We start from the raw sequence: 21,627 nt of genomic DNA, 5'->3' as shown, positions 1-21,627 counted from the left end.
GAAGCGGTTTAGAAAATGTCCTCACAAGCTAATTGGTTAGCTATCTGTCCCGTTGTGTAGTGAAAATAAGCAATGGGATTAGGTATAAAAAGCTTCTTATTAAACAACTTCCCCTGCAAACGAGCGTTTGGCAATTGTTCAACAGAATTGACATCCTCCGGTATGAATCGCTTGACCCCACCGCTTCAATCTCTTTCTGAGCTTATTCTACTTACTCCTCTTAATCGACGGCTAGAAACTTCGAGCTATCAATGATGAAAACTAACTTGCCAGTAGTCTTGTGGCAAAAGTCCGAAAGCCGCAGTCTAACTGCTCAACAATTTTACTAATTTGTTATTTGTGGAGTAGCACCATCGCTATTTTCTGATTGTAGCTCTGTGCCTTTTTTCAACCAGCACCATCCAAAAGCAACTAATGCAATTACCTCAGCGAAAAAAACGATTTTATTGACAGACAGAAAATAACTATAACTCTCTAAAAACGTCATCGGTATAAGAACAGCAATGCAGAGCCACATGACAATACCACATCCTTTGTAAAACCATTGCCTGTTCTTACGTTCAATGACGGTCATTGGTGCAGTTATCTTCGAAAATTGAAAGAAGGCAACTCCCCCTAGAATTATAAAGAATGCTCCAGCAGAAAGCAAGTGAATGGTTGAAACCCATTGAGCATATTCAAAGGAATACTTAGTGCATGCATTATTCTGCTGATCATACCCAGTAGGGAAGAATGCAACTCCTAAAGCGCAAATTCCGGCAATGTTCGTCCAAAGGTCTTCCCATCTGCCTTCACCTGGGTATAAAATCAGGAAAAAGGCCACAGCGCATAACAGGCCTACAAATACATCCCCAGTGACTGTATAATAATAATGACTTATTGACTCTTGCAAAAGGGAGCAATTGGAAAAGAGAGCTGCAATAATAGGCAGGAGAATCCCAATGCTTAATCCCAAAACGCCTACAATTAACCGCATAAGCCGAAATGATACTACTATAAGCTTAGCTTGTCTATTGCTAGTAACGGGTTCCGTCGAATCAACTTTGATTGTAGCCATAAGTTGTTATTTGATACTTTCGTCTACTTTAATAATTTTGCTAATATAGTATCGTCCAGATGTCAAATCAGTCATGCTTAGAAAAGTGGCGCATGACACTCGCAGGTGTAGATGGCAAACACAGAAGCCGGAATAGACTATCGTACTCCGGTTGGGCTGTTTAACTACCTTTGGGAGGTGCAGCCGACCGTATACAACATAACTAACAAGATAGCTCAAAATTACTAAGTCGATGAATGGTACAATACGAAATTTTTCCCATATGGTTCCGTGGATTTCACCCTATCTTTGGATAAGATATTTACCTCATATAAAGACCAGCAGCTTCTCACCCCTGATTTACGTTATATGTTATTCTCCGACACCGGACCAACTTGTCAAACTCCAACTGAAGAGGTACTCGGCTTGTCACCCGTACGTAAGAACAATCACGTAAAAACTTACCTTCTAGGGCGGTTGTTGTATTGCCCGGAACCCGTAAATGGAAGCCAAAACTTGACCTCCGGGACGTGCAACCTGTCAGCCTAAAGCCCGCATTTGAAGCATTTTATGGACTTGCACCCAACGCCCACAGGGGTTGATGGATGAGGAAGCAAGATAGCTGAATACGAGTCACTTACAATCTTTACACCCCTGTCTTCGTTGGGCTGAACGCTTGCCTTCGGGGGCGAGCAACCTGTCGCCGGAACGCTGACACATCGAAGCAAACCCCAAAAGTGCAAAATCCGCTTTTCCAACTCCAATATAATCGGCGGTCAAGGGAAAAATATTTCTTTTATCTTAGCCAAATAGATTGTTTTGGCCAAACTGAAATAATATTGGGGAACTGGAATGGCATTCGCAAAACCATCATTCCTAAAAGTAGCAGCACGAACTTCACCAAAAAACTGAATGCCTGTTTTCTTCTCCAGAAAGATTAGCTGAATAATATGGTTGTAGTCATTGTTTGCATCCACTCGTCTCTGTGCAAACGTTGATACGTTTCCAAGGCTATATCGTAAAGAGAAATTGAAATTCGTTGATTGATGTTCAAGTCCGGCTTGAAAACCAATAAATATCTGTGAGAAACTGAATTCTCGGGCTGGCGGGGTCTTTGGGCGAAAAGGATTGGTTCCATACACCGGGGCATTAGTGGCGGTGACAGAGCCTACAACGGTGGGAGGAATAATAGGTACTTGAGATCGAGTATTTACAACCCGGAATCCTGCTGTATCAGCGGATACGGGGGCGTATTGATAATCGTATCGGCGGTTAGTTACCCATACAAAATCTACATTTAAACCTGCTGTAACAGCCCAGTTCGGGTTATCCTGTATATTCCAAGTGAGAAGTACCGGGACGTTTAATCCGAGGTTTCTATTTTCAGTCTTATACACTAAGGCAAACTCATCATCCCAATAACGAACCTTTGGAGCTACTGTAACGGTATCAACCGTGATGATTCGCTGTCGGTTAGAGTTATCAGATTGTAAAGGGCCAGCTCCGTTGTTGTAATACACCCTTATTGGGAACCTTAGTCCAAAGCCGTTCTTAAGTTTTAGCTGAGGATTGAACTGTACATCCGTGTATACAGAGTTGACAGTTAATTGACGGTCTATAAAGTTAATGTTTCCGCCGAAGTGTCCGATAAAAAAATACTTGTCGAGCGTGTCTTCGCTATCCTCCTCATCTTCCTCGGTGACATCGGTTTCTATAGGGGCTGGGGCTGGGTCGCCGGAAGTAGATTGAGCAACTAACCGAGTGAGAGCGACGAATAGGAAGATGCACAGTGTAGATAGACTATTTTTCATGGTATTTAAATGGATAAAATTTGTAACCATACAAACCCAAACTTACCTTACTGGGACGGTTGGCTTGTCAGCCGAGGCTCCGAGATGAAAGCTAAAAACCTACCATCGGGTGTTAGCATCGTCGCACCGAACCCAGGAACGGAAGCCCAAGGCCACTTAACTGGGGCGTTTCATGTGTCGCCCGAAACACGCTGAACAAGCAAATTTTGAGCGAACGCCCAACATCCCTGAGTGTTGATGGATGATGACGCTACGCGCCCAAATATAAGTCAGTTGAACCTTTACACACTCAGTCAGTTGGGTTGCCGGCCTTCCTCCGGGACGTGCTGCCTGTCGCCCGCGACACGGCACACGCGGAGCAACAATGTATTATTCGATATACATCGAACTTTTACCCATAAGTTGCTGCATCATGAACTCGGCCCGTAAAAGCATATCGGTATTTGTAAAGCTTTAATTTTACTCTTTTAGTAAGTGCTATTTTATCTCTCTCATACTTGGTTATCGGGAATGCAGCTTGCGCCCTTTCTAATTCGACAATGAAATTAATCCTTATCAACTTCCATTTTTTATAATGCTTTTGCCTAATAAGTAGATTAGTCATTTCTGTAAAATCACCGTTGTGTAATTCTTCAAGGTCTTCATGATACATTTCTTTCAATGGTTCAAATGGGTACAGACCTTCTTTTGCGCCAAATACTTCATCTATATTTTCATAAACGCTTCTTATTTCTTCGATTACCTTACTAATACATGATTTCAATTTGTAATATTTATCGTCAGATTTCTGAGTACAATAAGAGTATTCAGTAAATTCTGTATTTACTTGAACTAAAAGAGAATATACACTTCTTAACGCTTTCAAATATTCATTTCTTCTTTGAAAGCAGAATACAAGATATGCAGCGGGTATGGCAAATATTATTGGTAATAAATCTTTGAATAAAGTATAATAGTCTTGCGTAGCAGTGCCGAGCTTAAGGTAAGCCGCCAATATTAAGCAAAGGATGTAGAACAACACTACAGCACAAATTGTCCTATTAAGTATGATTCGAGTCATAGAACTAATAATTATATGGAATTCAATGCGATATGACTATCAATCAATATTTTAATCTGTCGGCCACGACCTTAAAATTAGAAACTTGAAAGTCTTCCTTCTTGGGGCGTTCACTCTATCAGCGGAAACTCGGAAATGAAAGCCCAAAAACCTGCCTATCGAGCCGTGCGACCTGTCACACGCGACCCAGCACACAAGCAATTACTTGGCTTTGCACCCAACGCCCGCGAGGGTTGATGGAGCGCCACACAAACGCACTGAACAAAAGCCGCTTCCGACCTTTTCACCCTCGCCATGTTGGGCTGCAAACTCTCTCTCGGGGCGTGCATCCTGTCGCGGAAGCCCATTTTAATGAAGCAAACCTAACTCACAACGTTTTTTGTTGCGTCTTTTATTGCTATTTAGTAGAGTAGAGTCTCTTTACCTGAACACTTATCAAGCTATCTATCCTTCTTCGAACTCTCCGGTCTTTTGTAGCGTCTCTAATATTGTTTAAGCGATTAATTTCAGCGGTGATTGAATCAACTTTGTTTTGTCGGGGTGGATTGGGTGGTAATCTCGATATGACTGCTGATAGAGATTGAACTCCCCCTTGAAGTCTTTGTAAATCATTAGCCATAAGGTTTTGGGTAGTTTGCAACTTTTCTAATCTATCTATGAGGTCTCTGCTGCCAGGCACATTGGTTTCTGAAACTGGCCCTTTTGGAGTAGGGATACTTACATCAGCCCGAATGTTAACTGTTCTACCCTGCTGGTTGCGGTAGAGATCAATTACGTCTTGTTTGAATGCTACTTGTGCTAATGCCAGCCTCAAATTGAATGAATCTCTATTTTGTTTAAGGTTGAATCGAAAATCCAGTTCTTTTTTTACTGAGTCGGCAATAGAAAGCCGTAAAGCAGAGTCTGCTTTCGCTTGGGCATCTTGTTTTTTTAAATCTGAAATTTTTTTAGACTGGAAAAAGAATAGTAATGGAATTGCGAAACCAGCCAGTCCAAGTAAAATGAGTTTAATCGTCTTCATATCATAACTTTGATTTAAGTATTGATTCGATTAACTCTTCTACTTTTTCAAGATTCATCTGCCTGGAGGTATATAATTTAAGAGGCTCTGAATCATCAAAATTATTTAAGATGACTTCCAAAAGTTTACTTTTACGCTCTGAGTATACATCATCTTGATAACTGGTATATAAATAGCTAAAAATAGGAATAAATAATACTGTAACTGATTCGCTTGAGACGAAAACAGAAAAATCCCATTCATTAATTATTGCCAGATATAGTAATAATCCGATAGCAAATAATGCACTTAAACATATAATTTTAAGACGTACCGCTACATCAGCTCGCTCTTCATCATCAAGTTCTTTGATCTTTTTAAGAATAGCTTGATAACTTCCAGGACTCTTATCCGTTATCTGGTCCATATTCAAGGAAATTTAGAAGCCTAATGGGGAGTTCGCTCTATCATACACAACCCGCATAACGAACAAAAAAGCCTACCTGTCAGGACGTGTTGCTTGTTACACAAAATTCAGCGTTTAAGAATGCTTAAAGCTAATTAATCGAAAAACTTTTTGATGGGGTGTTTTTCCCGTATTTACTGCGCGTTTTACTTAACAGGAGCGTCTATACTGTTATAAACGAGCCGCACAATGAGCCGAATTTTGCCCAATGGAGAGTTTCTGGTGTCACACCCAAGCCGCCCAACGAGCCAAAGTCAGCCTAGCTGGGGCGCTTAGGCTGTCGCGGACACACCGGAAATGAAAACTCAGACTTCCCCAACGAGCCGGGCGGTGTGTCACACGATGCCCACAAACACACTTTTACGGCTTAGCTTGCACCCAACGACCGTGAGGGTGAAGCCGGGGAGCGTAGCGACAGCGGCTTACACCCTCACGATGTTGTACGAGCGTCGACCGGCTCGACCGACAGCTTGACTGTCCGTTTACACCCATCCAGTCCGGGGGATGGGCTGAAGCGGTTGGCCGTGCATTTTTGGGCTAGCTTGTCGGGAGCTTTGTAAGCGAGCTTCCCCGCGCCGACAAGCTAGCCCAAAAATAGGACAAAAGCAAGGGGAGGTAGGGAGCATCTCCGTACAACGACCGTGAGGGTGAAGCCGGGGAGCGTAGCGACAGCGGCTTACACCCTCACGATGTTGTACGAGCGTCGACCGGCTCGACCGACAGCTTGACTGTCCGTTTACACCCATCCAGTCCGGGGGATGGGCTGAAGCGGTTGGCCGTGCATTTTTGGGCTAGCTTGTCGGGAGCTTTGTAAGCGAGCTTCCCCGCGCCGACAAGCTAGCCCAAAAATAGGACAAAAGCAAGGGGAGGTAGGGAGCATCTCCGTACAACATAGTATTGTACGCGATTTCGCGGAACTATTCGCTTATGACAGATTGGCTATCAGCGGATTATAGTTCCGCATTTTTTTAACCTAAATTCACGTCTCTGAGTTGAAACAAATAACTATCTTTCGCCTTGAATAAGCAAAGCCTTGTTTAGCGGATTGACTATACGGTATCAGTTAACGGCAGTTGTGCAGCGAATCTGGGATATTGAAGGTTATCCCAATCATTTTTTCGGCGACGATAACGAACTGTATCGGATCACTAAACGGGGTGAACTCCGACGCATTCGGCGCAGCATGAAGCGGTACACGCAAGGCTACGTAATCAAAAGCCAATTCTATAGCTTGTCTCAGTTACGCCCCATGCTACGCCGGCATGATCTTACAGGTTATCCAGCGGGCTTTTGAGTGCACTGATTTTGTCGGCGGTCACATGCGTATAGCGCATGGTGGTCAGAATGCTTTCGTGGCCGAGCAACTGTTGAATATACCGAATATCGGTGCCGACTTCGAGCAGATGAGTAGCGAAGGAATGCCGCAGCGTATGAATACCACCCCGTTTGTTGATGCGGGCGTGCATAACTGCGTCGCTATAGACCTGTTGAATAGCCCGCTTCGCAAGCGGCTCCTTCGTTTCAGCTTCTTCGAACAAATACGTTTTCGGTTTATACCGGCTTAGGTATTCATCAATATTAGTTTCCAGCTTCTCGGAAAACATAACAATGCGGTCCTTCTTTCCCTTACCGCCCCGTACATTGATGAGTCGACGAACGCGGTCGATGTCGGTTAACCGAAGGGCTGCTACCTCGCTTAGTCTTAAGCCAGTGGCGTACACCAGCTTGAATAACGTCCGGTATTTTAAGCTGGTTGTAGCGTTGAAAATGGCTTTTACCTCAGCGATACTATAAACCGTAGGTAATTTGACGGCCTGCCGTGGATACGGAACGTCGTAAACTTCCTTATCCCGTAAAAGCACCTTTTCTTGGTAAAACTTCCAGGCGTTGATGTGTACGTTGAGCGTAGCGCTGCTCAGTCCTTTTTTTTCAATCAAAAACAGCAGGTACTTCTGGTATTGTCCCTTTGTTACTTCCTCAATTGGCTTGTTTCCGATATACCGGATGAGCGTAATGAGGGCCTGCTTGTAATTCTTGAACGTCTTGTAACTATAGTTCTGCACGCGCAACACTTCGGTGACGGCCACGATAACCGGGTGCTGATCATACTCGCGCACAGGCGGAACGTACCGGAACAGTTTACGAGCCTGTTGCCTGCTCTTAGGTGGCCAAACCGGATTAGTCGCTTGTTCAACTTCTACCGGAGTGGCAGCAGGTTTGTAGAACCGCACGACTGCCTCATCAAAACGGCAGTAGTCTTTGCCGAACAACTGGCCCAGTTTTACAACGCTTTCGCGGGTGTTAGGCACAACCCAGCACCGGCGGCTGTAGCTCCAGCGTCGGCCGGGCACCTGACCAATAAGGTGGTTGCCAATGGGGTCATGCGGGAACGAGACGGCTAACAAAGCCCCGTCGTTTTCGTCTATCTGGATCGTTATCATGTACGGTAGGTAAGCATAGCGTGAAGAAACGCTATTTTACTCAAACCGCAAGTGCTTCACCGATTCGCCGGAGGATTCGAGTTCGAGCAGGGCGTCGATGCCAATTTCGAGGTGTTTGTTGACGAACTGGCCCGTTACGCGCTTGTCGCTTTCTTCGGTTTTTACGCCTTCGGGCACCAGGGGGTTGTCCGACACCAGCAGCAGGGCGCCGTGCGGAATGGAGTTGATGAAGCCTACCGTAAAGACCGTAGCGGTTTCCATGTCAATCGCCATGGCCCGAGTCTCGCGCAGGTAATCCTTGAATACCTCATCGTGCTCCCAGATGCGCCGGTTGGTGGTGTAGACGGTGCCTGTCCAGTAGTCGAGTTCGTAGCGTTTGATGGTGGACGATACCGCCCGTTGCAGCCGGAACGACGGCAGAGCCGGGATTTCGGGCCGCATGTAGTCGTTGCTGGTGCCTTCGCCCCGGATGGCGGCAATAGGCAGAATCAGATCGCCCACCTGCGTTTTTTTCAGCCCACCGCACTTGCCCAGAAACAGCACGGCCTTGGGATGGATGGCCGACAGCAGATCCATGACGGTAGCGGCCATGGCGCTGCCCATGCCGAAGTTGATAATAGTGATGTTGTTAGCCGTGGCCGTCTGCATGGCCCGCCCCATGCCGAAAATCTCGACGTCGAACTTCTGGGCAAACAGCTCAACGTAATTAATGAAATTGGTCAGCAGAATATATTCACCGAACAACTCGATGGGCGTACCTGTATAGCGCGGCAGCCAGTTCTCAACGATTTCTTCTTTAGTTTTCATGCTCTTTATTGAGTGAGTTAGTGAATGAGCGATTGAGCGAATATCAAGGAACGAAAAGTTATTCACTCATTCACTAACTCACTCAATCGCTCATTACCTTCGCAATATGGTTACGCTGAACCTGCCTGCTTTTGACTGCAAAACTAAGCAAGTCGAGGGGAAACCTTATATCTTCGATTTGTTACGCCGGAAGTATGTGCGGCTCTCGCCCGAGGAATGGGTGCGGCAGCACATTGTCAACCTGCTGCTGACGCATTACGCCTACCCGAAGGCGCTGATTCGGTCGGAGGGCGGGCTGGTCTTGAACCAGACGCAGAAACGCACCGATGTCGTGGCCTTTGACCGGCAGGGGCAGCCGTTCCTGATCGTTGAGTGCAAGGCACCCCACGTTCCCCTGACGCAGGCGGTGTTCGATCAGGTGACCCGCTATAACCACGTGCACCGCGCGCCCTACCTGGTCATCTCCAATGGCCTGACGCATTACTGCTGCTGCGTCAACCACGAGACGGCTGAAATACGTTTTCTGGACGATTTTCCAACGTTCGAATAAGCACTGACTTATTTAAACATAAAAATCCCCGGCACCATTGGGCACCGGGGATTGCGGTGGGTTCCGGACGAAGGCTTATTTGCCGGCAACCAGCTTCATTTCAACGATAAAATCGTCGTAGATAGCTTTGTCACCGATGTTCTCGAAGAACGATTTCGAACCGTAGCGAATGTCATACTTAGTCCGGTCGAGCGTGGCTTTACCGTCGGCTTCAATCGTGTTACCCGTCACTTTCACCGTAGCGGGGAACGTAACGGCGTTGGTGATACCCTTGATGGTCATGTTGCCGGTGATGTCGTAGGCATTGCCACCCTTCGGCGTCACTTTCGTGATTTTGAAAGTCGAGGTCGGGAACTTCGCCGTGTTGAAGAAATCTTCCGACTTCATGTGGCCGATGAACTTCGCGTTATAGCCAGCGTCAGTCAGGTCGGTGCAGGCGATGCTGTTCATGTCGAAGGTGAACGTACCGCCGGTCAGCTTGCCGCCGTCAACGGTCAGGGCGCCGTCGCTCAGCTTAACCGTTCCGAAGTGTTCGCCGGTCACTTTCTTACCGTTCCATTTCAGGACGCTTTTCTCGGCGTCTACCTTGTAGGACGCTGCTTTTTTACCGGGGCCAACGAAGGCCGATCCACCTGCCAGCAGCACAACAGCCGCCAGACTTGCCAGAAATTGACGAGTTCTCATGAGTATTAGTTTAAACTTGTGGTTGTATAGATTAGATTGGAAATGCAGGAGATATTAGACGGAACCACGCAGACGGTCGAGCAACTGGCTCAGACTGACAGCTTCTTCTTCGCTGAGCTTAGACCGCATGATTTCGTCCCATTCATTCAGGTGAACGTCGATTTTTTTCAGCAGGGTCAGCCCCGGCTCCGTAATGACGACGTCAACTGCCCGGCGGTCGCTTGGACACTCGGTGCGCAGCACGTGCTTTTTGGCAACCAGCTTATCGACCAGCCGCGACGCGTTCGACATTTTATCGAGCATCCGCTCGGTGATGTCACTTACCTTCACCGGATTGGGATATTGACCCCGCAGAATCCGCAGCACGTTGTACTGCTGGAGGGTTAACCCAAATGGTTTCATCACCTGGGACTGGCTATCCACCAGCCAGTTGCTGGTGAACATCAGGTTAACCATCACCCGCTGGTAAGGCGTCTTGAATGGGGTCGTTTGTTTAATATCGGTTTCGATAGACATGAGGCAAATATAGTGCGTCTGCATTTAATGTAACAACAATAAATACAGAAAAATTCTCATCGGTAGGGAATAATTTGTGGAGCCGACAGATCGAAGTCCCGGAACCGCAGGCCCGTTACCCCTTCGAAGGCTGTACGGAAAGGGGCCCGGTTGTTGGGAATATTAGGGTAATAGGCCAGGCGGATCTGAAAGCTGTTGAACGTCAGGTTTTCGTTACGCAGGCGAAATCCGATACCATAGCCCTGGTAGAGCGGTCCCTGAAGCAGCCGCCGATCCGGAAACGTAACCAGCCCGAGGTTGGCAAATGTAATGAAGGCGACCCGAAAGCCGATTACGTTCAGACGCGAGAACAGGATGTTCTCGTAGTTGATGAGCCAGCGCCGGGTGCCGCGTAGGGCGTCGTTGTTAATCCCAATGCCATCGGTGTTAATACCACTGCCGGTGCTGCTCAGGGAGATGTATTCGTTCTCGAACCGACCGATACCGGTCGTGTAGCGTGAATTAAAAAAGTGGCGCATGTTGCCCCAGCGGGTTGGCAGCAGCGGACTAAAGTAGTTGGTTTCGAGTGAGAGCACGCCCTGCTCAACGCCTTTAGTACGGAAGTAGCCACCAATGCTGGCCAGTCCGTAGAGATAGCCGAACCTGTTGATATACTTGCCCTGCGAATAGTTCAGCCCGGAATACAGACGCTGTCCCAGTTCGGCATTGTCGAAGCCGACAACCCCCGAAATGGTTTCACCAATGGGCACGTCCTCGGTCCGGCCAAAGCCGTAGATCAGGACGTCGCGGATGTATTTACGTCGGGAAAAGCCAACGCTGAACAGGGTCGTGCGGCTATCCTGATAGAGTTGGTTCGTGTCGGCCGTTACGGTGGGGCGGCTCAGGTATTCGTAGTTCGTGTTCCGCAGAGCGATGATGAGCCGCGCTCGCCCTTTCTCATCCGTTTCCTGCTCATTCTCGCGATAAAACAGCCGGAAAGAACGGCCGATCCAGACATCGGAGTAATTGTATTTCAGCGGCACGAGCTGAACCACATTGTCGCGGGTGATGACCCGGTTGTTGATGCGGGCGTGGCTCAGCGATATGGACCCGGCATACTTAGTATCGGGCGTCAGAAACGGCCGGTACAGCTGAAGCGTAGCCTGTTTCTGGTCGCGCAGATACAGCAGATCGGCCTGGGCAGTCAGAAACGTTTTACCGATGAACGGAACCGTGTAACGACCCCGGTACTCCAGTTTCTGCCGGGGATCGGCGCCATTATACGCCACCTGCGTGTAAAGCAGATGACCCAGCCCCCGGAAGTTACGCTGCTCAAAACCCACACTGAACCGGTTGAGCGCCCCTACCCCACCATTGGGCAGCAGCGACCAGACATCCTGCGTGATTACGTACACATCCACAAACTGCCGGCTGCCCTCGCGGGGCAGCACCAGAATCCGGGCGTCGTGGAAAATAGAGGTATTGCGCAGCAGCCGCTCGTTATCCCGCAGAAGGGTAGGATTGACTACATCGCCTTCCTTAAACAGGAGGTACGACCGACGAATGACATTCTCGCGGGTATTGGTGTGCAGCCGGTTGCCAACCCGTTCGAACCAATTACCGGGCTGGCGGAGCGTATCGTAAACCGTCTGCCCGAATACGCCCAGCCGCCGGATATAAATCGTGCCGATGATCCGCCCCTGAAAGCGCCTGAAGGGGTTTACCTCCAGTTTATTGACCTCACCCGTCTGGACGCGGCTGTTATACACATCCCGAAAAACAGCGTCATAGAGCTTCCGCGTCAGCCGATGCTTGTACATGCGCGTTTTCAGCTTTGTATAGAACACGCTGTCGCGCTGCATGAGAACACTGTCGGCGACGGCTGTTGAGAGCACCGTTGCCAGTGAATCGCTCGTACCAACCGGAACCAGACGCTGGGTTGTATCGGGCTGCTGACCAAACGCGTTCAGGCTGCATCCGGCAAACAGTATCAGCCCCACCAGACACTGGCGCAGAAAGGGCCGATACGGTTCCGGATACAGGTAGTTCATTATTGTTTGAATAGTGGTTAGAATGCATTGCGAACCGATGGTTTAATGCCGATGCTCAGCCGGGTCCATGATTCATCAGCTAGTTAACTGTTTCTGCAGCCAAAAATCCCGCTGACGTTCGGAGCCAAACAGAAAATAGTGATAACCGAAGCGTTCGAAACCTAACTTCCGGTAGAAGCCCAGCGCCCGTTCGTTACGTTCCCAGACGCCGAGCCACACGGCCCGGTAGCCCGCCTGCGTGGCCCATTGCAGGCAATAATCCATCAGGTAGCGGCCCTGCCCCTGCCCGATCTGATCCTGTAACAGATAGATCCGCTGGATCTCGACGGCGTTACGTTCCCGCATCCGGCGCGGGGGCGCGTGTCGGCGCATCTTGGCGTACCCGATGGGTGACTGCTGGTCGTTCAGGAGCAGAAAAAACGTGGAACGGGGATCGGCCAGCTCCGCGGTCAGCCGGGCTTCTGTGATGGCTGACTGAACGTATTCTTCAACCAGTTCGGCCGGGTTATGGGGTGGCCCAAAGGCTTCGCGCATGGTCGTGGCCGACAGCTCGGTTAGCAGAGCAGCATCGGACACGGTTGCAGTTCGGATTGTCATAATCATGAGTGAGCAATTTTCCAATTTACGTAAAACCCGGCGACAGCGTTACTTTTGCGTTTCGATTTACGCGAATCTATGCTCACGTTACGTTACCCGCTTGTTCTGGCGTCGGGGTCGCCCCGCCGGAAGCAACTCATGACCGATGCCGGTTTTCTATTCACCATCGAGACCCGCCCAACCGACGAAACCTTTCCGGCAACCATGCCCGTGGATGAAGTCGCCGAATACCTCGCCCGCCAGAAAGCGGAGCAGTTCCTGGCCGACGCCGGCAACCGGATTATCCTCTGCGCCGACACGGTCGTTATCTTAGACGATCAGATTCTGAATAAGCCACAGGACGAAGCCGATGCCCGGCGTATGCTGCGGACCTTGTCGGGACGGGCCCACCGCGTCCGGACGGGGGTGTGCCTGCTGGCTCCCAACGCAGCCGGCCAGCCGGAAATGCAGTCCTTCATCGACGAAACGACGGTGTTTTTTGCCGACCTGTCCGACGACGAGATTACGTACTACCTCCGCGAATGCAAACCGTTCGACAAGGCCGGTTCCTATGGCGCACAGGACTTTATCGGCCTGGTGGGCATTACCCGGCTGGCAGGGTCTTTTTATACGGTCATGGGTTTGCCGACGCACCGCGTTTATCAGGCGCTGAAGCCGTATGAACAGAAGGGATAAAGGCGTAAGTTTAGCAGCCGTTTTCTGCTCAGCGTATGCAAACACTTTACCGAGTAATCGTTCTTTATCTCTGCGTTCTGGTTCCGGCCTTCGCCCAGTCGGATAGCCCCGTCGTTACGACCCAGCCGGCCTTCCCCACCGCCGACGCGGAAGTAACACTTATCTTTGATCTGAAGCAGGCGAAAGACAGCCGGGCCAAAGCCCTGCTGGGCAAAACCGACGATGTATATCTGTGGTCGGGAGCGGGGTCAACCGAAACCGGCAACGCCTTTGCATTTCAACCCGTCGGGCAGACCGATTTTTCAAAGCCATTTCTCCCCGGTCGGATGACCTCTCTTGGCAACGACCGCTGGCAGATCAAACTCGTTCCCCGCAGCTATTTCGGCGTACCAGCCGGAACGCCTATCCGAAAGCTAGGACTGCTGCTGAAAAGTGGCGATGGCCGGGCGCAGACCGAAGATCTGATCATCACTATTTACGACGATCGGTTCAACCTCTCCCGGCTCGAACCTCTCCAGAAAAATTTCTATGTTGACCCAAACAGCGCGTTGCTGGTTCGGTACAGAACCTCTAAACGGGCCACGTTCGCCCTGACGCTCGACGGGCAGCCGGTTGCCACCGTAACGGACAGCGATTCCCTGCGCGCTACGCTTAACGCCGGTACGCAGCCCGGAACCCGCCGAACGGTTATTCTCACGGCGACTGCCCCGGCGACGGGCGAAACAGCCGCCGATACATTCTTTTTCACCGTAAAGCCGCAGCCTGCTATTGCCGACCTGCCCGCAGGAGTGCAGGACGGGATTAATTATACCGCATCCAACCGGGGGCAGGGACGGGCGACGCTGGCGCTCTACGCGCCAAAAAAGAGCTTCGTCTATCTGCTCGGCGATTTCAACAACTGGACTATCAGCCCGGACTATCTAATGAACCGGACGCCCGATGGCAACCGCTACTGGATTGACCTGCCCAACCTGACGCTGGGCCAGGAAATTGCCTTTCAGTATCTGGTTGATGGCACCATCCCCATCGCTGATCCTTACGCCGAGAAGATTCTGGATCGCAGCAACGATAGATTTATCCCGGCTACAACCTACCCGAACCTGAAAGCCTTTCCCCAAAATGCGCAGGGGAATACCGTATCCATTCTGCAGCCGGGACAGACACCCTTTACGTTCAAAACGACCGGCTTTCAGCGGCCCGCGGTCAACACGATGGTAGTCTATGAGCTGCTCGTGCGCGACTTCGTCCAGAACCGCAGCTACCAGACCTTAACCGATAGTCTGGTGTACCTGAAACAGCTGGGTATCAACACAATTGAGCTGATGCCGGTTACCGAGTTCACCGGCAACGATTCGTGGGGCTATAATCCTATTTTCTACTTCGCGCCCGACAAAGCCTATGGTCCCAAAGACGCCCTGAAACGCTTTATCGACGCGGCTCACGGACAGGGCATCGCCGTGGTGCTGGATATGGTGCTGAACCAGGCCGACTACGAGTTCCCGTACGTTAAACTCTACTGGAACGGCGACCGCCCTTCGGCCGACAGCCCGTATTTCAATCAGCAGGCGACACACCCGTTCAGCGTATTTTTTGATTTCAACCACGAAAGTCCCGACACGAAAGCGTTCGTGGACCGCGTCTGCCGCTTCTGGCTGCAGGAATATAACGTGGACGGATTTCGATTCGATCTATCGAAGGGATTTACCCAGAAACAGACGGGTGGCGACGTAGCGGCCTGGGGAAACTATGATGCCAGCCGGGTAGCCATCTGGAAGCGAATCTACGACCAGATTCGCCGGGTTGACCCAACGGCTTACGTCATTCTGGAACACTTCGCCGATAATCAGGAAGAGAAAGAGCTGGCCGACTACGGGATGCTGCTGTGGGGCAACCACAACGGCGATTTCCGGGGGGCCATCCGCTCGGCGCAGGGTAATTTTGAGGGTATCTCTTACCAGAAACGCGGGTTTCAAAGACCCAGTCTGGTGGGGTATCTGGAAAGTCATGATGAGGAACGGCTCGTGTATGACCTGCGACAGAACGGTCTGACTGAAGGTAACTATTCCATTAAATCGCTGCCGACTGCCCTCGACCGGGCTAAACTGGCCGCGGCCTTTCTGCTGACCGTGCCGGGGCCGAAGATGATCTGGCAGTTTGGCGAGCTGGGCTACGACCTGAGCATCAACACCTGCTCCGACGGCACCACCATCCGCGACGACTGCCGGACAGCCGCCAAGCCTGTCCGTTGGGAAGATTACCAGAACCCCGACCGGCAGAAACTGTATAAGGTGTACAGTGAACTGATTAAACTCAAAACAACGGTACCCGCCTTTGCCACAACCGATTTCACAACCGACTTTGCCAATCCGGTTAAGCGGCTGACGCTCCGCAGCGCGTCGGGTACGGTGTTTCTGATTGGCAACTTCGACACACGCCCGCAGATCATCAACGCGGGTTTTCCGTCGGCCGGGAAGTGGTTTCATTTCTTTTCGGGTCAGGAAGTGCAGGTGAACGACGTCAGCCAGTCCGTAACGCTCGAACCGGGCGCATTTCATCTGTACTCGACGAGTAAATTACCGACGCCCGAAGCCGGACTAGTTCCTTTTTCCGTCGTGCCGGGTCAGGTGACGGCCGTTGCCGAAGACGCACTCGACCAGATTACGCTGTCGCCCAATCCTGTTGACGATCAGGTAATGGTTGAGGTTGCCAGCGGCTTTCGGGGTATGGTTGAACTAAGCCTGCGCGACACCGGCGGACGACTGATTCGAACGGCCCGCAGCTCGAAAAACAGCGACCGGCTCCGTCAGCCGATTGATCTGCATTTGTTCCCGTCCGGAGTTTATTTTTTACGTGTTCAGCAGGGCGAACGTCAGCGAACCATGAAGGTGCTGAAACGCTGAAGCCATAGCATTTGGGCGAGGCATTCTGCGGGAGTCGGTCCTTTCTGAACCCGCCGGAACAGCCGAAACGAGCCATCGGCCAGTCTATATCACTTATCTTACACGAGCCGCGCCCGACCGAAAATCGGCAATTCCTACTAGTTGCCTATACTAACTTCCGTCCCTTTTTGCCCTAAATAGCTATCAACCAATATTTTAAATAAATCGTCTTATTGACCCGAATTTTTACTCCTGTCAATTCGCCTGTTTTACCCCTTTGGACTTTTAGAAGAAACCGCTTTTTGCGTAAAACAACTCATACAACAAGGTGTTTTGCTCGCATTGATCTTACTAAATCAGTCCACTATGAACACGTTTAAGGTAGGGATAAAACAGACCAGAAACGGGCGTTTGATGGGGCAGGCTGCTACAGTGTTACTGGTTGTGCTGATCAGCCTTTCGGCTACAGCACAGGGCCTGACCATTACAGGAACAGTTAAGGAATCCGACGGAAACGCCCTGCCGGGTGCAACGGTGCAGCTCAAAGGCACCAATCGCGGAGCGCAGACCGACGTTGAAGGCGCGTACAGTCTTCCCAATGTGCCCACCAGCGCAACGCTGGTTTTTAGCTTCATCGGCAAAACAGCCCAGGAAATAGTGGTAGGGAATCGCACGACGGTCGACGTCACTCTGGCCGACGACTCAAAGGCCCTACAGGAAGTTGTCGTAGTTGGGTACGGTACGCAGCGCCGACAGGACGTAACCGGCTCGATTGCGGCCATTTCTTCTTCCGAATTTCAGCGGGGTAATATCGTGAACCCCGAGCAGCTGGTGGCGGGTAAACTGGCTGGCGTCAGCATTACGCCCCCCAGCGGTCAGCCGGGCGGGGGCAGTCAGATCCGGATTCGGGGCGGCTCATCGCTCAATGCCAGCAACGACCCGCTCATCGTGATTGATGGCGTACCGGTCGATAACAACGGCGTTACGGGAGCCTCCAACGCGCTGAGCCTGATTAACCCGCAGGATATTGAAACCTTTACGGTCCTGAAGGATGCGTCGTCCGCGGCCATTTATGGGTCACGGGCCGCCAACGGGGTTATTCTGATCACGACCAAGAAAGGCCGGGCGGGCGACAAAACGCACGTAAGTTTCAGTACGCTCGGTTCCGTATCCTACAATCCAAAACAACTGCCGGTGCTGTCGGCCGATCAGTTCCGGGAGGTGGTTAACCGGCTGGGTAATGCGAACCAGCGGGCCTTGCTCGGCAGCGCCAACACCAACTGGCAGGATCAGATTTTCGGTCCCGCGCTCAGCAGCGACAACAACCTGGCCGTAACGGGTGCCTACCGACACATTCCGTACCGGGCATCGGTGGGGTATATCAGCCAGAACGGTACGCTCAAGACCTCGAACTTTCAGCGCGTGTCGGGTTCGCTGGGGCTGACGCCCCGCTTCCTGAACGACCACCTGCGGGTAGACATCAACCTGAAGGGCTCGATTATCAACAACCGCTTCGCTGACCAGGCTGCCATTGGCGCGGCTGTGTCCTTCGACCCAACGCAGCCTGTTTACAGCGGCAATGACAAGTACGGCGGTTACTTCGAGTGGCTCGACCCCACCACGGGCCGGCCTAACCAGCTGGCTCCGCGCAACCCGCTGGGACTCCTTTATCAGCGGCAGGATCGCACGGAGGTACAGCGCAGCATCGGTAACGTACAGCTCGATTATCGCTTTCATTTTCTGCCCGAACTGCGGGCGAACCTGAACCTCGGCTACGACATCTCGAAGTCAACCGGCACCAATTTCGTACCGGCCACGGCGGGCCTCCTGTTTAACCAGGGTGGTCAGAACAACCAGTCGGCGGGGTCGCGTAACAACAAAACGCTGGAGTTCTATTTCAACTATACCAAAGACCTGCGGTCGGTTCGCAGCCGCGTGGACGTAACGGCCGGTTATTCGTATCAGGACTTCATCCGCGAAAACCCCAGTTTTCCGAGTCTGCGGTCGGGTTCCATTCAAATCGACGGTCGGCCCGCCAGCGACACCATCAGCGCGGCCGGGGTTGCGTTTCGCACCCAGTACACCCTGCTGGGGATATTCGGTCGCCTGAACTATACCTTCCGGGATCGTTACGTGCTGACGGCAACGCTGCGTCGGGATGCGACCTCCCGGTTTGCGCCAGACCAGCGCTGGGGTACCTTCCCGTCGTTGGGCGTGTCGTGGAGCCTGAAAGACGAGCCGTTCCTGAAAGATACCAAAGCGCTGTCGGCCCTGAAACTGCGCTTGGGTTACGGCGTTACCGGGCAGCAGGACCTGTCCAATCTGTCCAACGATTATCCGTATCTGCCGCGCTACACCATCTCTGACCCAACGGCACAGTATCAGTTTGGTAATACATTCTACCGAACCCTGCGGGCGGAGGGCTACGACGCCAACATTAAATGGGAGGAAACCCAGGCGATTAACGCGGCTGTAGACTATGCCTTTTTCAACGGACGGATTTCGGGCAGCATTGATGTCTACCGCAAAACAACCAAGGATTTGCTGGCGACCATTCCGGTAGCTGCGGGCTCGAACCTGACCAATTATATTCTGACCAACGTGGGCAACCTGCGCAACACCGGGGTTGAATTTACCATCAACACGACGCCCATTCAGCGGGAAGGACTGAACCTGGACGTCAATTTCAACGCGACGTTCAACAAAAACGAAATCACCAACCTGCTGAAAGTGCCCACGCCGAACGATCCGGGGATTCTGGTTGGCGCCATCAGCGGAGGTACGGGGAATACCATCCAGATTCAGACTGTGGGTTACCCGACAAACACCTTCTACGTACTGCGGCAGGTGTATAATGAATCGGGGGTGCCGCTCGAAGGCGTGTATGAAGACCGCAACGGCGACGGACAGATTACGGTCGACGACCGGGTTCGCTACCAGACGGCTAATCCACGACTATTCCTGGGAATGACGAGCCAGCTGACCTATCGCAATTTCAGCGCGGGCTTCACCCTGCGGGGCAACTTCGGCAATTACCTCTACAACAACGTCCGCTCCAACAACGCAGCGTATCGCAACGTCATCAATTCGCTGGGCTATTTAGGCAATGCGTCGCCCAATGTGCTCACGACGGGCTTTGTCATCAATCAGTACTTCTCCGACTATTTCGTGGAGAATGCGTCGTTTGTCCGGATGGACAACCTGAACCTCGGGTACAACTTCGGTAAAGTATTCGGCAACACGGGTGCGCTGCGGGCTTCACTGAACGCGCAGAACGTGTTCGTGATCACGAAGTATACGGGCGTTGACCCCGAAGTGGCGAACGGTATCGACAACAACCTGTACCCCCGCCCGCGCATTTTCTCGCTGGGTTTAAATCTGGATTTCTAAGTCATCAACAACTGGTGGTTGCCTGACACTGGAGCAGGCGACCCTCGGCTTAAGCCTGTTACACCAATGATTACGATAAAAACTATACGTAAAGCCGGCATCCTGACCGCGTTGCTGGCCATCGCTTCATCCTGCGTTCAGGACCTGGACCGGACGCCTGCTTTTGATGTTACGTCGGCAACGGTCTACGCCGACCCGAGCAATTATAAATCTGTTCTGGCCAAACTATACGCCGTTCTGGCCGTCAGCGGCCAGCAGGGTCCGGCTGGTAAGCCCGACATCAGCGGGATTGATGAAGGAACTTCCAACTATATCCGGCTGCTGTGGTGCCTACAGGAATTACCGACCGATGAAGCCGTTATCGGCTGGAACGACCAGACGATTCAGGATTTTCATAACCTGCGCTGGACATCGTCCGATGGTTTCATTACGGGTATGTACAACCGGATTTTCTACCTGGTTGCCGCCAGCAACGAGTTCATCCGCGAAACATCCGACGAAAAGCTGGCGAGCCGTAACATCACCGGTCAGGCCGCGGCCGACGCGCGTACGTACCGGGCCGAAGCACGCTTCCTGCGGGCGCTGGCTTATTCGCACGCCATCGACCTGTTTGGGAGCGTACCGTTCGTCACCGAGGCCGATGCCCCCGGCTCGTTCCTGCCCCGGCAAATCTCGCGAACCGAGTTGTTTTCTTACGTGGAGAGCGAACTCAAAGCTATCGAAAATGAGCTGGCGGCTTCCCGCGCGGCTGAGTACGGCCGGGCCGACCGGGCCGCGGCCCAGACGCTGCTGGCGAAACTATACCTGAACGCGCAGGTCTACACCGGCACGGCCCGTTATACCGACGCCGTGACCTACGCCAGCCGGGTCATTCAGGCAAATGCGTATGCGCTGGAGCCGAACTACCTCAACCTGTTTCTGGCCGACAATAACACTTCGCGCGAGATCATTTTTCCGGTTACATTCGACGGGCTGCGCACCCAGACCTACGGCGGCATGACATTCCTGATTCACGCACCGGTGGGCGGTTCCATGCCCGTCGCGCAGTTTGGAATCAACGGCGGCTGGGGCGGCTTACGAACAACCAAAGCGCTGGTTAACCAGTTTCCGGACGTAACGGGGGCCACCGACAAACGCGCCTTGTTCTATACCCAGGGCCAGAGTTTAGAGATCAACGACATCACCCAGTTTACAGATGGGTACGCTATAACCAAGTTCCGGAACGTCACCTCAACGGGCCGGGCCGGTTCGGACCCGTCGGGCAACTTCCCCGACACCGACTTTCCGCTGTTCCGGCTGGCCGAGGTATATCTGATCTATGCCGAAGCGGTCTTACGGGGCGGCACGGGGGGCGACGCAGCTACGGCCTTAACCTACGTAAACGCCCTGAGGGCCCGGGCTGGTGCACCCGCCATTACGGCATCGGCCCTGACAACGGACTTTCTGCTAGGCGAGCGCAGCCGGGAACTGTACTGGGAAGCCAAGCGCCGGACCGATTTGATTCGTTACGGTCGATTCACCAATGCAACTTATCTCTGGCCCTGGAAAGGGGGCGTTAAAGAAGGGCGCGCGGTTGAGGACTTCCGTACCCTGTATCCCATTCCGGCCTCCGACCTGGTCGCCAACCCAAATCTGAAACAGAACCCAGGCTATTAAGCTACCCGGTTAACTGCACAGTTATTCAA

General features: G+C 51.7%; 17 protein-coding genes. 6 read left to right on the top strand and 11 right to left on the bottom strand.

Translation table 11 applies throughout. The features are described 5' to 3' along the window. Positions 1–325: 325 nt before the first annotated feature. From HNV11_RS04790 to HNV11_RS04770, 5 genes are all read right to left on the bottom strand, one after another. Complete coding sequence (locus HNV11_RS04790; protein WP_171738582.1) at positions 326–1,057, bottom strand: hypothetical protein; 732 nt, start codon at positions 1,055–1,057, stop codon at positions 326–328. 755 nt (positions 1,058–1,812) lie between these two features. Next, positions 1,813–2,847 (bottom strand): hypothetical protein, encoded by a 1,035-nt coding sequence (locus HNV11_RS04785; protein WP_171738581.1) that lies wholly within the window; start codon positions 2,845–2,847, stop codon positions 1,813–1,815. Positions 2,848–3,238: 391 nt separating this feature from the next. Next, a complete protein-coding gene (locus tag HNV11_RS04780) occupies positions 3,239–3,907 on the bottom strand; it encodes a hypothetical protein (RefSeq protein ID WP_171738580.1) in 669 nt (222 codons plus the stop codon). Between the two features lie 397 nt (positions 3,908–4,304). Beyond that, a complete protein-coding gene (locus tag HNV11_RS04775; RefSeq protein ID WP_171738579.1) occupies positions 4,305–4,928 on the bottom strand; it encodes a hypothetical protein in 624 nt (207 codons plus the stop codon). Between the two features lies 1 nt (position 4,929). After that, positions 4,930–5,334: a hypothetical protein gene (locus tag HNV11_RS04770; protein WP_171738578.1), complete on the bottom strand. Its 405-nt coding sequence runs from the start codon at positions 5,332–5,334 to the stop codon at positions 4,930–4,932. A 1,084-nt stretch (positions 5,335–6,418) separates the two neighbouring features. Between HNV11_RS04770 and HNV11_RS04765 the strand changes: the two genes are divergently transcribed. Beyond that, positions 6,419–6,667, top strand: coding sequence for a hypothetical protein (locus HNV11_RS04765; RefSeq protein ID WP_171738577.1), 249 nt, complete (start codon positions 6,419–6,421; stop codon positions 6,665–6,667). Here HNV11_RS04765 and HNV11_RS04760 read toward each other — a convergent pair. Next, on the bottom strand, positions 6,642–7,814 hold the full coding sequence (locus HNV11_RS04760; RefSeq protein ID WP_171738576.1) for a tyrosine-type recombinase/integrase: 1,173 nt from the start codon (positions 7,812–7,814) through the stop codon (positions 6,642–6,644). The genes HNV11_RS04765 and HNV11_RS04760 overlap by 26 nt on opposite strands. A 36-nt stretch (positions 7,815–7,850) precedes the next feature. Then, positions 7,851–8,621, bottom strand: a complete 771-nt coding sequence (locus HNV11_RS04755) for an AMP nucleosidase (protein WP_171738575.1) — start codon at positions 8,619–8,621, stop codon at positions 7,851–7,853. A 106-nt stretch (positions 8,622–8,727) separates the two neighbouring features. Here HNV11_RS04755 and HNV11_RS04750 point away from each other — a divergent pair, with 106 nt between their 5' ends. Then, a complete protein-coding gene (locus tag HNV11_RS04750) occupies positions 8,728–9,171 on the top strand; it encodes a type I restriction enzyme HsdR N-terminal domain-containing protein (protein WP_171738574.1) in 444 nt (147 codons plus the stop codon). A 75-nt stretch (positions 9,172–9,246) separates the two neighbouring features. Here the strand turns inward: HNV11_RS04750 and HNV11_RS04745 are convergent, their stop codons facing one another. The 4 genes from HNV11_RS04745 to HNV11_RS04730 form a co-directional block, all read right to left on the bottom strand. Further along, positions 9,247–9,855 carry a YceI family protein gene (locus HNV11_RS04745; protein WP_171738573.1) on the bottom strand — a complete coding sequence of 203 codons (609 nt, stop codon included), beginning with the start codon at positions 9,853–9,855 and terminating at the stop codon, positions 9,247–9,249. 54 nt (positions 9,856–9,909) lie between these two features. Further along, positions 9,910–10,371, bottom strand: coding sequence for a MarR family winged helix-turn-helix transcriptional regulator (locus HNV11_RS04740; RefSeq protein WP_171738572.1), 462 nt, complete (start codon positions 10,369–10,371; stop codon positions 9,910–9,912). Between the two features lie 56 nt (positions 10,372–10,427). After that, positions 10,428–12,401 (bottom strand): BamA/TamA family outer membrane protein, encoded by a 1,974-nt coding sequence (locus HNV11_RS04735; RefSeq protein WP_171738571.1) that lies wholly within the window; start codon positions 12,399–12,401, stop codon positions 10,428–10,430. A 75-nt stretch (positions 12,402–12,476) separates the two neighbouring features. Beyond that, on the bottom strand, positions 12,477–12,998 hold the full coding sequence (locus tag HNV11_RS04730) for a GNAT family N-acetyltransferase (RefSeq protein WP_171738570.1): 522 nt from the start codon (positions 12,996–12,998) through the stop codon (positions 12,477–12,479). Positions 12,999–13,076: 78 nt separating this feature from the next. Here HNV11_RS04730 and HNV11_RS04725 point away from each other — a divergent pair, with 78 nt between their 5' ends. The 4 genes from HNV11_RS04725 (at position 13,077) to HNV11_RS04710 (ending at position 21,598) form a co-directional block, all read left to right on the top strand. Continuing rightward, a complete protein-coding gene (locus tag HNV11_RS04725) occupies positions 13,077–13,673 on the top strand; it encodes a Maf family protein (RefSeq protein ID WP_171738569.1) in 597 nt (198 codons plus the stop codon). 35 nt (positions 13,674–13,708) lie between these two features. Continuing rightward, positions 13,709–16,573 (top strand): alpha-amylase family glycosyl hydrolase, encoded by a 2,865-nt coding sequence (locus HNV11_RS04720; protein ID WP_171738568.1) that lies wholly within the window; start codon positions 13,709–13,711, stop codon positions 16,571–16,573. 345 nt (positions 16,574–16,918) lie between these two features. Beyond that, the gene (locus tag HNV11_RS04715; protein ID WP_171738567.1) at positions 16,919–19,942 is read left to right on the top strand and encodes a SusC/RagA family TonB-linked outer membrane protein; all 3,024 of its coding nucleotides are present in this window, start codon (positions 16,919–16,921) and stop codon (positions 19,940–19,942) included. 66 nt (positions 19,943–20,008) lie between these two features. Then, positions 20,009–21,598, top strand: coding sequence for a RagB/SusD family nutrient uptake outer membrane protein (locus HNV11_RS04710; RefSeq protein WP_171738566.1), 1,590 nt, complete (start codon positions 20,009–20,011; stop codon positions 21,596–21,598). Positions 21,599–21,627: the final 29 nt, after the last annotated feature.

Source organism: Spirosoma taeanense, assembly GCF_013127955.1.
Classification (GTDB): domain Bacteria; phylum Bacteroidota; class Bacteroidia; order Cytophagales; family Spirosomataceae; genus Spirosoma; species Spirosoma taeanense.
The sequence above is the reverse complement of the archived record's forward strand: the minus strand, read 5'-3'. Positions and strand labels throughout refer to the sequence as shown.